Annotated in this window: 11 protein-coding genes; 1 reads left to right on the top strand and 10 read right to left on the bottom strand. The window is 70.7% G+C overall.

Annotated features, from left to right (window positions below; genetic code table 11):
• Window positions 1-30: 30 nt before the first annotated feature.
• The 7 genes from topA to IF11_RS0121355 all read right to left on the bottom strand — a co-directional run bounded on the left by topA (window position 31) and on the right by IF11_RS0121355 (window position 9,711).
• Entirely contained in the window at window positions 31-2,874 is a 2,844-nt protein-coding gene (gene topA, locus IF11_RS0121385) for a type I DNA topoisomerase (RefSeq protein ID WP_030353279.1), read from the bottom strand.
• Window positions 2,875-3,269: 395 nt separating this feature from the next.
• Window positions 3,270-3,467 (bottom strand): hypothetical protein, encoded by a 198-nt coding sequence (locus IF11_RS0121380; RefSeq protein WP_030353278.1) that lies wholly within the window; start codon window positions 3,465-3,467, stop codon window positions 3,270-3,272.
• Between the two features lie 232 nt (window positions 3,468-3,699).
• Window positions 3,700-5,205 carry a DUF7059 domain-containing protein gene (locus tag IF11_RS0121375; protein ID WP_030353277.1) on the bottom strand — a complete coding sequence of 502 codons (1,506 nt, stop codon included), beginning with the start codon at window positions 5,203-5,205 and terminating at the stop codon, window positions 3,700-3,702.
• 141 nt (window positions 5,206-5,346) lie between these two features.
• Window positions 5,347-5,934 carry a hypothetical protein gene (locus IF11_RS0121370; protein ID WP_030353276.1) on the bottom strand — a complete coding sequence of 196 codons (588 nt, stop codon included), beginning with the start codon at window positions 5,932-5,934 and terminating at the stop codon, window positions 5,347-5,349.
• A gap of 212 nt (window positions 5,935-6,146) precedes the next feature.
• On the bottom strand, window positions 6,147-8,558 hold the full coding sequence (locus tag IF11_RS0121365; protein WP_030353275.1) for a sodium-translocating pyrophosphatase: 2,412 nt from the start codon (window positions 8,556-8,558) through the stop codon (window positions 6,147-6,149).
• Window positions 8,559-8,807: 249 nt separating this feature from the next.
• The gene (locus IF11_RS0121360; RefSeq protein ID WP_078490822.1) at window positions 8,808-9,257 is read right to left on the bottom strand and encodes an ATP-binding protein; all 450 of its coding nucleotides are present in this window, start codon (window positions 9,255-9,257) and stop codon (window positions 8,808-8,810) included.
• A 100-nt stretch (window positions 9,258-9,357) separates the two neighbouring features.
• Window positions 9,358-9,711 carry an STAS domain-containing protein gene (locus IF11_RS0121355; protein WP_003967428.1) on the bottom strand — a complete coding sequence of 118 codons (354 nt, stop codon included), beginning with the start codon at window positions 9,709-9,711 and terminating at the stop codon, window positions 9,358-9,360.
• A gap of 79 nt (window positions 9,712-9,790) precedes the next feature.
• Here IF11_RS0121355 and IF11_RS0121350 point away from each other — a divergent pair, with 79 nt between their 5' ends.
• On the top strand, window positions 9,791-12,280 hold the full coding sequence (locus IF11_RS0121350) for a DEAD/DEAH box helicase (protein WP_078490821.1): 2,490 nt from the start codon (window positions 9,791-9,793) through the stop codon (window positions 12,278-12,280).
• Here the strand turns inward: IF11_RS0121350 and IF11_RS0121345 are convergent.
• Genes IF11_RS0121345 through IF11_RS0121335 form a run of 3 tightly spaced genes read right to left on the bottom strand, consistent with a single transcriptional unit; the run spans window position 12,277 to window position 13,308 of the window.
• Window positions 12,277-12,663, bottom strand: coding sequence for an Rv3654c family TadE-like protein (locus IF11_RS0121345; protein ID WP_037728210.1), 387 nt, complete (start codon window positions 12,661-12,663; stop codon window positions 12,277-12,279). The genes IF11_RS0121350 and IF11_RS0121345 overlap by 4 nt on opposite strands.
• A complete protein-coding gene (locus tag IF11_RS0121340) occupies window positions 12,660-13,121 on the bottom strand; it encodes a TadE family type IV pilus minor pilin (RefSeq protein WP_407706406.1) in 462 nt (153 codons plus the stop codon). Before IF11_RS0121340 ends, IF11_RS0121345 begins: the two co-directional genes overlap by 4 nt.
• Window positions 13,108-13,308, bottom strand: a complete 201-nt coding sequence (locus IF11_RS0121335) for a DUF4244 domain-containing protein (protein ID WP_030353270.1) — start codon at window positions 13,306-13,308, stop codon at window positions 13,108-13,110. Before IF11_RS0121335 ends, IF11_RS0121340 begins: the two co-directional genes overlap by 14 nt.
• Window positions 13,309-13,322 lie beyond the last annotated feature (14 nt).

The following is a 13,322-nucleotide window of genomic DNA, read 5'->3' as shown; positions in this document are numbered from 1 at the left end:
ACCGATTCGTCCGACTACCTGTCCGACTACCTATTCGTCCGACTTCGCCGACGCCGCCGACGACTTCGCGGCCGTCTTCTTGGCCGTCGTCTTCTTCACCGCCGTCTTGGCGGTCGTCGTCTTCGCGGCGGCCTTCTTCGCCGTCGTCGCCTTCTTGGCGGGTGCCTTCTTCGCCGGAGCCTTCTTCGCCGCCTTCTTCGCGGTCTTCTTGGCCGGCCCCTTCGCGCGCTTCTCCGCGAGCAGCTCGTAACCCCGCTCCGGCGTGATCGTCTCGACGCTGTCGTCGGTCCGCAGCGTCGCGTTCGTCTCGCCGTCCGTGACGTACGGGCCGAACCGCCCGTCCTTCACCACGACCGGCCGCTCGCTCACCGGGTCCGTACCCAGCTCCTTCAGCGGCGGCTTGGCCGCGGCCCTGCCCCGCTGCTTGGGCTGGGCGTAGATCGCCAGCGCCTCTTCCAGCGTGATGTTGAAGAGCTGGTCCTCGTTCTCCAGCGAACGCGAGTCCGTGCCCTTCTTCAGATACGGGCCGTACCGGCCGTTCTGCGCGGTGATCTCGACACCCTCGGCGTCCGTGCCGACCACCCGCGGCAGCGACATCAGCTTGAGGGCGTCGGCGAGCGTGACCGTGTCCAGGGACATGGACTTGAAGAGCGAGGCGGTACGCGGCTTGACCGCGTTCTTGCCGGTCTTCGGGGTGCCGTCCGGCAGGATCTCGGTGACGTACGGCCCGTAACGCCCGTCCTTCGCCACGATCTGGTGGCCGGTCTCCGGGTCCGCGCCCAGCTCGAAGTCGCCGCTCGGCTTGGCCAGCAGCTCCTCGGCGTACTCGACCGTCAGCTCGTCGGGCGCCAGGTCCTCGGGCACATCGGCGCGCTGGTGGCCCTCCTCGTCCTTGTCGCCACGCTCGACATACGGGCCGTACCGCCCGACGCGCAGCATGATCCCGTCGCCGACGGGGAACGAGGAGATCTCCCGGGCGTCGATCGCGCCGAGGTCCGTGACCAGCTCCTTGAGGCCGCCGAGGTGGTCGCCGTCGCCGTTCCCGGCGCCCGACGCGACCCCCGCGCTGTGGTCGTCGCCCTCACCGAAGTAGAAGCGCCGCAGCCACGGCACGGCCTGCGCCTCGCCCTGCGCGATGCGGTCGAGGTCGTCCTCCATCTTGGCCGTGAAGTCGTAGTCGACCAGCCGGCCGAAGTGCGTCTCCAGCAGGTTGACCACGGCGAAGGAGAGGAAGGACGGGACGAGCGCCGTGCCCTTCTTGAACACATAGCCGCGGTCGAGGATGGTGCCGATGATCGAGGCGTACGTCGACGGACGGCCGATCTCGCGCTCTTCCAGCTCCTTGACCAGCGAGGCTTCGGTGTACCGGGCCGGCGGCTTCGTCGCGTGGCCGTCCACCGAGAGCTCCTCGGCGGAGAGCGCGTCGCCCTCCGCGACCTGCGGCAGCCTGCGCTCGCGGTCGTCCAGCTCCGCGTTCGGGTCGTCCGCGCCCTCGACGTACGCCTTCATGAAGCCGTGGAACGTGATCGTCTTGCCGGAGGCGGAGAACTCCGCGTCCCGGCCGTCGCTCGACCTGCCGCCGATCTTGACGGTGACGCTGTTGCCGACCGCGTCCTTCATCTGGGAGGCGACGGTCCGCTTCCAGATCAGCTCGTAGAGCTTGAACTGGTCACCGGTCAGTCCCGTCTCCGCGGGCGTACGGAACCGGTCGCCCGAGGGACGGATCGCCTCGTGCGCCTCCTGCGCGTTCTTGACCTTGCCCGCGTACGTCCGCGGCTTGTCCGGCAGATAGCTCGCCCCGTACAACTGCGTGACCTGCGCACGGGCCGCCGAGACGGCGGTGTCCGAGAGGGTCGTCGAGTCCGTACGCATATAGGTGATGAAGCCGTTCTCATACAGCTTCTGCGCCACCTGCATCGTGGACTTCGCCCCGAAGCCCAGCTTGCGCGAGGCCTCCTGCTGGAGGGTCGTCGTACGGAAGGGGGCGTACGGGGAGCGGCGGTACGGCTTGGACTCGACCGAGCGTACGGAGAAGGAGGCGTTCTCCAGGGCGACGGCGAGCGCCCGTGCGTTGACCTCGTCCAGATGCAGCACCTGGTCGGACTTGAGCCGGCCGTCCGGGCCGAAGTCACGGCCCTGGGCGACCCGCCGGCCGTCGACCGAGTTCAGCCGGGCGACCAGCGAGGACGGGTCGGAGGCGTCTCCGGCGCGGCCGGTGGAGAACGTGCCGGTCAGGTCCCAGTACTCGGCGGAGCGGAAGGCGATGCGCTCGCGCTCACGCTCGACGACGAGGCGGGTGGCGACGGACTGGACACGGCCCGCGGAGAGGCCGCGCATGACCTTCTTCCACAGGACCGGCGAGACCTCGTAGCCATAGAGCCGGTCGAGGATACGGCGGGTCTCCTGGGCGTCGACCATGCGCGTGTTCAGCTCGCGCGGATTGGCGACGGCGGCCCGGATCGCGTCCTTGGTGATCTCGTGGAAGACCATCCGGTGGACCGGGACCTTGGGCTTCAGGACTTCCTGGAGGTGCCACGCGATGGCCTCGCCCTCGCGGTCCTCATCGGTGGCGAGGTAGAGCTCGTCGGATTCGGCCAGCAGCTCCTTGAGCTTTCTGACCTGGGCCCTCTTATCGGCGTTGACGACGTAGATCGGCTGGAAGTCGTGCTCGACGTCCACGCCGAGCCGGCGCACCTCGCCGGTGTACTTCTCGGGCACCTCGGCGGCGCCGTTCGGGAGGTCGCGGATGTGCCCGACGCTCGCCTCGACGACATAGCCAGGGCCGAGGTAGCCCTTGATCGTCTTCGCCTTGGCAGGCGACTCGACGATGACGAGTCGGCGGCCGCCGTGTGCGGTCTCGCTGGTCGGGGACAACTTCGCTCTTCTCTCCGGTCGACGCTCGGTGGGCCCGTACGGCAGTACGGCAGTACGCCTTGGCGGGGCCCGGTACGGCCCAGCGGTGACGCTGCTTCGCTGCGGAGTGTGACGGTACAACCCGCCCCCGTGTCAAACGGCGAAAGCCCGCAACGGCCACTCGAACGGTAACCCGACTCCAGTCATTCCTGCCGCCCGGACCCCCGGGCTCGTCGCGTCGGAACGCGGAGGTGATGGTTCCGCCGGGGTACGGGGTGACGGTTCCGGATCAAGGCCCCCCGCCGCGTCCGGTGCAGGTCCGACGGCCTGCCGGAGCCCCGCACGGGCCCGGATCGATCATGACCGGAGGTTCCGGTCAGGCTTCCGGAAACCGGGTCCGGATACGTCGGAAGCCCTCAGATACGACCGAAGCACCACACGCCGAGAGCGAGAAAGACCACGCCCGAGAGTGTCGCGAGCGTGATGGACGCCGCGGGCCGCACGCCGTGGGCCACCGGCGCGCGGTGCAGAACGCGCGCCCCCGTCCATAGCAGCAGCGCGCCGCCGAACAGCGTGAACGCCGTCCCCGCGAAGATCGCCGGCCCACTCTCCATGTCCGTACCCCGCTCATTCCATGGGCGCCCGCTCCAGGGCGCCGAGGTCTCAGGGGGCAGAGGCTGGCACCCCGGGACGTCACCGGCGCGAATTCCGGGTGAACGCCGCGCGCGCTTTCACCCGCACGCCGAGCCCGGGGCCCGGCGGCCGGAAGCCGGCATCCGGCGGCCGAGGGGGCAGACGCTCCACGCGCACGCCCGCCGTCTCCGCGCCGTCACCGCGCCCTCGCCGTCAACGCTCTGCGGGCGCCGGTTCCAGGAATCCCTCCTCCACCAGCAGCCGGATCGCCTGCGGGGTACGGTCCCGGAGCAGCACCGGGTCCTCCCCCATCAACTGGCCGATCGCGTCCAGGATCCGTCCCGCGCTCAGGGTCCCGTCACAGACCCCCGCGAAGCCGGCCCCGACCGCGTCGACCTTCGTGGCCCTGCGCATACCGCGGTGCTGACGGAGCACCACATGCTCCGGGTCCTCGGCACCCGGCAGCCCCACCTGCTCCTGAACCACCTCCGGCGCCAGCACGAAATGGCCCGCGAGGAGCGCCGCGTCGTCGTGCGTCCGCAGAAAGTCCTGGCGCTCGAAGTGGGCCCGTACGGTCTCGCCGAGCGGCTGCTCCACCGGATGCGGCCACTCCTCCACGACGATCGACGGCTCCCCGGCGCCCGTCTTCCTGAGCGTGATCCAGCCGAAGCCGACGGCCTTGGTCTTACGGGCCTCGAACTCGTCCAGCCACGCTTCGTACCGCGCCGTGTAGGCCTCCGGGTCGGTCCTGTGGTCGCCGCTGTCGCGCAGCCACAGCTCGGCGTACTGCGTCACGTCCTGGACCTCGCGCTGCACGATCCAGGCGTCGCAGCCCAGCGGCACCCACGAGCGCAGCCGCTGCTGCCACTCCTCCCCCTCCACGTGCTGCCAGTTGGCGAGGAAGTGGGCGAACCCGCCGTCGTTCAGCCGCTGGCCCGCCTGCTGGACGAGCGTGCGGCACAGATCGTCCCCGCCCATCCCGCCGTCGCGGTAGGTGAGCCGGGCTCCCGGCGAGATGACGAACGGCGGGTTCGAGACGATCAGGTCGTACGTCTCGTCCGCGACCGGCTCGAAGAGCGAGCCCTCGCGCAGCTCGGCGGCGGGGGCACCGGAGAGGGCCAGGGTCAGCCGCGTGAAGCCGAGCGCCCGCGGGTTGAGGTCGGTGGCCGTGACGCGGGTGGCGTGCTGGGCGGCGTGCAGCGCCTGGATACCGGAGCCGGTGCCGAGATCGAGCGCGCTCCCGACCGGGGTACGTACGGTGATCCCGGCCAGGGTCGTCGAGGCGCCGCCGACGCCGAGCACCACCCCCTCGTCATGGCCGCCCGCACCCGAGGCACCGCCGACCGCGCAGCCCAGGTCGGAGACGATGAACCAGTCCTGCCCCGCGGGCCCGCTGTACGGCCGTACGTCCACCGTCGCGTGGATGTCGTCCTCGTCCTGCACGACCCAGCCGTCGGCCAGCGCCTCGTCCAGCGGCAGCGCGGCCACCGCGCGCTCCCGGGGGACCGGCCGCTGGAGCAGGAAGAGCCGTACGAGCGTTTCGAGCGGGGTGTCGCCGGGGGTGGCGCGCAGCGCGGGCACGGTCTCGCTGCGGGCCAGCGCGGCGTAGGCGGGTGCGCCGAGCAGGTCGAGCAGGCCGTCGGCGGTGAAGTCGGCGGCGAGCAGAGCCGCACGGAGTCGGGGCGAGTGGTCGGGCGCGGGAAGGCTGGTCGTACTCACCCACTCATTGTGGCGGCTGCCACTGACAACGGCCCGCGGCCCGGCCCCTCCGTTCGGGGGGACCGGGCCGCGGGCCGCGGGCGACCGCGTTCCGGAGCGGCAAGAATCACCTGAGGGCGTCCGGGAGCGGATGCCGTGGGGTTACGACCCGGCCGCCGGGGAGCCGGACCCACCGGCTGTCGACGGCGGCTTCTGGCAGCCGGCCTGCTTCGCCATCCCCTTGCCGACGTCGCCGGACTGGAGCTTCTGAAGCGCCTGGTCACCGTTCTTGCCGAGCTTGTCCAGCTCGTCCGCGACGCCCTTGAGGCCGTCGGCGAAGTCCGCCTGGTCCTTGGTGTCGAGCGCGTCGACCTTCGTCTTGAGGCCCGTGTACGCCGTCGAGGTGGCGTTGAGCTCCTTGACGGCCTCCTTCTGGGTCTTCTCGCCGTCCGCGACGGGCGGTGCGCCCGCGCCGTCCACGGCGGAGCCCAGCGCCTTGTAGGCGTCGGAGATGGACTGGAAGGCGGCCGAGTCGGCCTTCTGGACATCAGCGGGCTTGCTGCTGTCGGAGGTCGCCTGCTGGATGGAGGTGTTGGCGTCCGCGATCTTCGTCAGCTGGGGCTGAACCTGGTCACAGACCTTCTTGGCCCAGTCGTTCACCTTTTTGTCGCTGTCATCACCACTGCAGCCGGACAGCGCCATGAGCAGCACCGCACCGCCGGACAGCGCGGCCACAAGCTTCTTGTTCACCGGATGGGTCCCTTCCAAGGCTCTCGGCCCCGGAACATACACGCCAAGTGGGCGACAACCGCGCGCCGAACGTCCGGTCCATGCCCTATTGCAGCCATTTGCACCAAGAGAGAGACACCTCACGCCGGGCGTACGCCGTCCATGGCCGGCGCGAGCGGGCGGGCGGCGCGTCGCTCCGCGCCACCCGCCCGCTCCTGGATGTTCCCGGGCCGTCAGGAGGCCGCCACCGAATCGGGCGACTTCTCGTTCCCGCCGCCGGAACCGCCCCTGCCGCCCTCACCTCCGCCGTCCACCGTGACCGAGCGCCGTTTGGAGACATAGACCGCGCTGATGATGACGACGAGGGCGAGCACCGCCACCAGCGCGCGGACGCCGGCGCTGGCGTCGGCTCCGTAGCTGAACTGCACGACCGCCGGGGCGATGAGCAGCGCCACCAGGTTCATCACCTTCAGCAGCGGGTTGATGGCGGGGCCCGCCGTGTCCTTGAACGGGTCCCCCACGGTGTCCCCGATGACCGTCGCGGCATGGGCCTCACTGCCCTTGCCGCCGTGGTGGCCGTCCTCGACGAGCTTCTTGGCGTTGTCCCAGGCACCTCCGGAGTTGGCGAGGAAGACGGCCATCAGCGTGCCCGTACCGATCGCACCGGCCAGGAACGAGCCGAGCGCGCCCACGCCGAGCGAGAAGCCGACGGCGATGGGGGTGAGGACGGCGAGCAGTCCCGGGGTGGCCAGCTCCCGCAGCGCGTCCTTGGTGCAGATGTCGACCACCCGGCCGTACTCCGGTTTCTCGGTGTAGTCCATGATCCCGGGGTGCTCCCGGAACTGCCGGCGCACCTCGTAGACCACGGAACCGGCCGACCGCGAGACCGCGTTGATCGCCAGCCCCGAGAAGAGGAAGACGACCGCGGCGCCGAAGATCAGCCCGACCAGGTTGTTGGGCTGGGAGATGTCCAGACTGAGCGTCAGCTCGCCCGCCTTGGCCCCCACATCCGCGACGGAGGTGGCAATGGCGTCCCGGTACGAGCCGAAGAGCGCCGACGCGGCGAGTACGGCCGTGGCGATGGCGATGCCCTTCGTGATGGCCTTCGTGGTGTTCCCCACGGCGTCGAGGTCGGTGAGGACCTGCGCGCCCGCGCCCTCGACGTCGCCGGACATCTCGGCGATGCCCTGGGCGTTGTCGGAGACCGGCCCGAAGGTGTCCATGGCGACGATGACGCCGACGGTGGTGAGCAGACCGGTGCCCGCCAGAGCGACCGCGAAGAGGGCGAGCATGATCGACGTACCGCCGAGCAGGAACGCCCCGTAGACCGCGAGACCGATCAGCAGCGCCGTGTAGACCGCAGACTCCAGACCGATGGCCACGCCCGCGAGGACGACGGTCGCGGGGCCCGTCAGGGAGGACTTGCCGATGTCCCTGACCGGGCGCCGGGTGGTCTCCGTGAAGTAGCCGGTGAGCTGCTGGATCAGGGCCGCCAGCACGATGCCGATGGCGACCGCGAGCAGGGCGAGCACTCTCGGATCGCCGCTGTGCGTCAGGATCGCCTGGTCCGTGACCCCGTCCAGCTCGGCGTACGAGGACGGCAGGTAGACGAAGGACGCCACGGCCACGAGCGCGAGCGAGATCACCGCGGAGATGAAGAAGCCGCGGTTGATGGCGCTCATCCCGCTGCGGTCGGCCCGGCGCGGGGCGACCGCGAAGATGCCGATCATCGCGGTGATCACCCCGATCGCCGGGACGATCAGCGGGAAGGCGAGCCCGAAGTCCCCGAACGCCGCCTTGCCGAGGATCAGCGCGGCCACGAGCGTCACCGCGTACGACTCGAACAGGTCGGCTGCCATACCCGCGCAGTCACCGACGTTGTCGCCCACGTTGTCCGCGATGGTCGCCGCGTTGCGCGGATCGTCCTCGGGGATGCCCTGCTCGACCTTGCCGACCAGGTCGGCGCCGACGTCGGCCGCCTTGGTGAAGATGCCGCCGCCGACTCGCATGAACATGGCGATCAGCGCGGCGCCGAGGCCGAAGCCCTCCAGCACCTTGGGGGCGTCGGCGGCGTAGACGAGGACCACACAGGAGGCGCCGAGCAGACCGAGGCCCACCGTGAACATGCCGACCACGCCACCCGTACGGAAAGCGATCTTCATGGCTTTGTGCGAAACGGCCGTGAGATCTTTCTCCGGCTCGCCCTCCGCCGGTGTCGCCTCGCGCGCGGCGGCCGCCACCCGCACATTGCTGCGTACGGCGAGACGCATGCCGATGTAACCGGTGGCCGCCGAGAAAAGCGCACCCACCAGGAAGAACAGCGAACGTCCCGCGCGTTGTGACCAGTTGTCGGCCGGCAACAACATCAACAGGAAGAACACCACGACGGCGAATACGCCGAGGGTGCGCAACTGCCGTGCCAGATAGGCATTCGCGCCTTCCTGTACGGCGGCCGCGATCTCCTTCATCGAATCGGTGCCCTCGCCGGCGGCCAGCACCTGGCGCACCAGCAGCTGGGCAACGAACAGCGCCGCCAGCGCGACGACCGCGATGACGATCACGATGACGCGGTTGTCGTCCGTGAGTATCGCGGCAGCGAGAGAAGTGGGGTGCTCGGACAGTTGTGATTGGAAGTGCCCCGCCATTCGTCCTCCTTGACGCTCAGCGTTCAAGATGGACGGATTGTAGGGAGCGGAACCTGATCAAAACAGAGCACGCCACATGCAATTGACCTTGACTTATCGAATGACCTTGGAATGGGTAATGGGATAAGCGCGTTAATGGGTGATCGATAATCCGATGAAAAAGAGGAAGGCCCTGCTCAGCAGGGCCTTCCTGGAGAATGGATCACCGGCTCTCCGTCCGGCTGCCCGAAAGGGCCGGGGGCAACGCCGTCAGGGCAGCGCGACGGCCGAGGCCGTCGGCCAGCTCATCCGGATGACGCCACCGTCGTCGCCCGAGGTGACTTCCACATCGTCGACGAGCCCGCTGATGACCGCGAGGCCCATCTCGTCCTCGCCCTCGGCATCGCTCTCGTGGGAGTCGCCCGGCGCCGCGCCGTCGCGGGCTTCCCCCGCGGCGGCATCGCCCGCGGCCGTGACGCCGTCGCCGACCTCGATGGAGAAGGCTTTCTCCTCCTCGTTCAGCACGACTCTCACCGGTGCGGTGATGCCATGGCTGCGGTGCAGCCCGACCGCCCGGCTGCACGCTTCACCGACCGCGAGTCTGACCTCGTCCAACACAGCCTCATCGACGCCTGCCCGACGAGCCACGGCGGCCGCCACAAGACGGGCCGTTCTGACATGTTCGGGCTGGGCGCTGAAGCGGAGTTCAACGGTGGCCATGCGATCCCCCTCGAACGTACGAGCGTGGAAACTCACGGGCGCGGGCGCCGGGCATCACGCCCGGTGCCTCTGCCCTCTCCTCCGGAAGACGCGACCGACCTCAGTCGGTGGCCGCTACGGCCTCGTCGACCGTGGTGTGGATCGGGAACACCTTGGTGAGACCGGTGATCCGGAAGATCTTGAGAATGCGCTCCTGGTTGCAGACCAGACGCAGCGAGCCCTCATGGGCGCGCACACGCTTCAGGCCACCCACGAGCACGCCGAGACCGGTCGAGTCCAGGAAGTCCACGCCCTCCATGTCGACAACCAGGTGGTAGCTGCCGTCGTTCACCAACTCGACCAACTGCTCGCGCAGCTTGGGCGCGGTATACACATCAATCTCGCCACCGACCTCGACGACCGTACGGTCGCCACCAGGGCCGGACACATTGCGAGTCGACAGGGACAGGTCCACGGATCCTCCAGCACCTTGCTATCGAGCGGTCGCCCCTCGGGTCTCCCCGACGGAGCCAGGGGACGTATCGCCAGCCGCGATGGCATTCAATCACTTACCAGCAGTCATGCACGACGCCTTGAGACCATTGTCCGTCACGCCAGTGACACACTCGATGCCGATGGCCAGGAATCACCGCCCCAGTGGACCCCCCGAGAGCGGGGGCAACCGCCCCTCCCCCCGTACGGTCCTCGACCGGCTCGCCACGGGGGCGGGCCGTGCTGCGCGCATCACCCATACGGAGCACCTGCCCCCGCGTGCGGGCCGTCATGCAGTCTGGCCCGACCGCATCCGCGCGGAAGTGATCAACGCCATTCAGCGGGCCGGTATCGACCATCCGTGGGCCCACCAGGCGGCGGCCGCCGAGCACGCCCTGGACGGCGAGTCCGTCGTGATCGCCACCGGCACCGCCTCCGGAAAGTCCCTCGCCTATCTCGCCCCCGTACTGACCACCCTCCTGGACGGCTCCGAGGCGCCCAACGGCAGAGGCACGACCGCGCTCTATCTCGCCCCGACGAAGGCTCTCGCCGCCGACCAGCGCCGCGCCGTCAAGGCGCTGGCCGCCCCGCTCGGCAACCGCGTGCGCCCCGCCGTCTACGACGGTGACACCCCCGTCGAGGAACGGGAGTGGGTCAGGCAGTACGCCAACTATGTGCTGACCAATCCGGACATGCTGCACCGGGGGATACTCCCGTCCCACCCCCGCTGGGCCTCCTTCCTGCGCGCCCTGCGCTATGTCGTCATCGACGAGTGCCACACCTATCGCGGCGTCTTCGGCTCCCATGTGGCGCAGGTACTGCGCCGGCTCCGCCGCGTATGCGCCCGCTACGGAGCGAATCCGGTCTTCCTGCTCGCCTCGGCGACCGCCGCGGAACCGGCCCAGGCCGCAGGCCGGCTCACCGGTCTGCGCGTCCACGAGGTCGCCGACGACGCCTCACCGCGCGGCGAGCTGGTCTTCGCGCTCTGGGAGCCACCGCTCACCGATCTCCACGGCGAGAAGGGCGCCCCCGTCCGCCGTACCGCCACCGCCGAGACCGCCGACCTCCTCACCGACCTGACCGTCCAGGGCGTCCGTACGGTCGCCTTCGTACGCTCCCGGCGCGGCGCCGAGCTCATCTCCGTGATCGCCCAGGAACGGCTGGCCGAGGTGGACCGCTCGCTGGCCCGCCGGGTCGCCGCCTACCGCGGCGGCTACCTCCCCGAGGAACGCCGCGCCCTGGAGAACGCCCTGCACTCCGGCGAGCTGCTGGGCCTGTCCGCCACGACCGCCCTGGAGCTCGGCATCGACGTCTCGGGCCTGGACGCCGTCGTCATCGCCGGTTATCCGGGCACCCGCGCCTCCCTGTGGCAGCAGGCGGGCCGGGCCGGGCGCTCCGGGCAGGGGGCGCTGGCCATCCTGGTCGCCCGGGACGATCCGCTGGACACCTTCCTCGTCCACCACCCCGAGGCGCTGTTCCAGCAGCCCGTGGAGTCCACCGTCCTCGACCCCGACAACCCGTACGTCCTCGCCCCCCATCTGTGCGCGGCCGCCGCGGAACTCCCGCTCACCGAAGCCGATCTGACGCTCTTCGGCCCCGCCGTACCCGACCTGCTTCCTCAGCTGGAGACCGCGGGGCTGCTGCGGCGCCGCAACTCCGGCTGGTACTGGACCCGCCGCGAGCGGGCCGCCGATCTCGCCGACATCCGGGGCGAGGGCGGCAGTCCCGTCCAGATCGTCGAGGCGGGGACGGGACGGCTGCTGGGCACGGTCGACGAAGCCGCCTCCCACACCGCCGTCCACGACGGCGCCGTCCACCTCCACCAGGGCCGTACGTACCTGGTGAAGCGGCTCGACCTGGCGGACTCGGTCGCCCTGGTCGAGGAGGCGAACCCGCCGTACTCCACGACCGCCCGTGACACCACCGCCATCTCCGTGCTCGAAACCGACACGGAGATCCCCTGGGGCGAGGGACGCCTCTGCTACGGCTCCGTCGAAGTCACCAACCAGGTCGTCTCCTTTCTGCGCCGCCGGCTCATCACCGGCGAGGTACTGGGCGAGAGCAAGCTCGATCTGCCGCCACGGACGCTCCGTACCCGGGCCGTGTGGTGGACGGTCACCGAGGACCAGCTCGACCGGGCCCGGGTCAATCCCGAGCAGCTGGGCGGCGCGCTGCACGCCGCCGAGCACGCCTCGATCGGGATGCTGCCGCTCTTCGCGACCTGCGACCGCTGGGACATCGGCGGGGTGTCCGTGCCCCTCCACCCGGACACGCTGCTGCCGACGGTCTTCGTGTACGACGGCCATCCCGGCGGCGCGGGCTTCGCGGAGCGGGCCTTCCGGACGGCCCGTGAGTGGCTCACGGCCACCCGCGAGGCGATCGCCTCCTGCGAGTGCGACGCCGGCTGCCCGTCCTGCATCCAGTCCCCCAAGTGCGGCAACGGCAACGACCCCCTGCACAAACGAGGCGCCGTACGACTCCTGACCGAGCTCCTCAGCGCCGCCCCCGCCGCCCCGGCCGAGGCGGATGCGGACGCGTCCACCGTGGCTTAGGGCCCGTCCGGGACGCCCGGCACGGCACCTGGCAGGGGTGCGGGCAGCGGTGGGCCCGCCCGTGCCCTGACCGTCGGGGCGTACGGCCCGAAGGCCGCCCGCGCCGTCACATCCGCGATCTCACCGCTCACCACGCATCGCACCACCTCCGATCCCTGCGCCGCCGCCACCTCGGCCGCTCTGTGGCAGGCGTCCGCCGACCCCAGGAGTGCGTGGTCCGCCGCGGCGAGGGCCGCCAGGTCGGCCGCCGCGCCCGCCCGGTGCCGGGCGACGACCGCCTGCCCCATGGCGAGCACCAGGGCGAAGACGGCACACAGCGCGGTCGCCGCCATCGCCACCCACACCGTCGCGGACCCCCGGTCCCTGGCCCGGTCCCTGGTCATGGCGCCGCCCCGGCCGTGTGCGGGCCTCCAGAGCCGTCTCTCGCTGCCTGTACGGGGTCCAGGGCGTCCATGGCGTCCTCCGCCGACGCGACGGCCTCGGCGGTGAGCGTGAGGGCCAGGGCGCCCGGCCCCGGCGTCGGCGCCTCCACCCGCACCCGCCACAGATCGCCTGTACGCCCCAGAGCGACCCTGGCGCCCTCCGGGGCGGCCGAACGGGCAGCGGCCACCGCCGCGGCCCGTGGCTCGGCTCTGGCGGCCGCTCTCGCCCCCGCCCGCGCCGCGTCCACGCACTGGATCTGCGCGGAGGCCGCCATCAGCGCCCAGACCAGGGCCAGGGCGAACACGGCCAGCGCCGGTACCGCCACCGCCGCCTCCGCCGTCACAAACCCCAGGTCGCCGCGACGGTCCAGGCGCCGGCGGCGGGCCACGCGCGTACGGTCCGTCTCAGAACTGCGCACTGAGCGCCCTCCCGATCAACGACTGCAAGGCACCCGCCACGGGCCCGCTCGTGACCACCTTGTAGAGCACCGCCGCGAGCGCGCAGGCGGCGATCGTCCCCACCGCGTACTCCGACGTGGTCATCCCGGCGTCGGCCCGCGCCCCGCGCAGCCGTGCCCACCGCATGCGTCGGATCCTCATCCACATGTCATCTCCCCGTA

This window comes from Streptomyces scopuliridis RB72, assembly GCF_000718095.1.
In the GTDB taxonomy this organism is placed as follows: Bacteria; Actinomycetota; Actinomycetes; order Streptomycetales; family Streptomycetaceae; genus Streptomyces; species Streptomyces scopuliridis.
The sequence above is the reverse complement of the archived record's forward strand: the minus strand, read 5'-3'. Positions and strand labels throughout refer to the sequence as shown.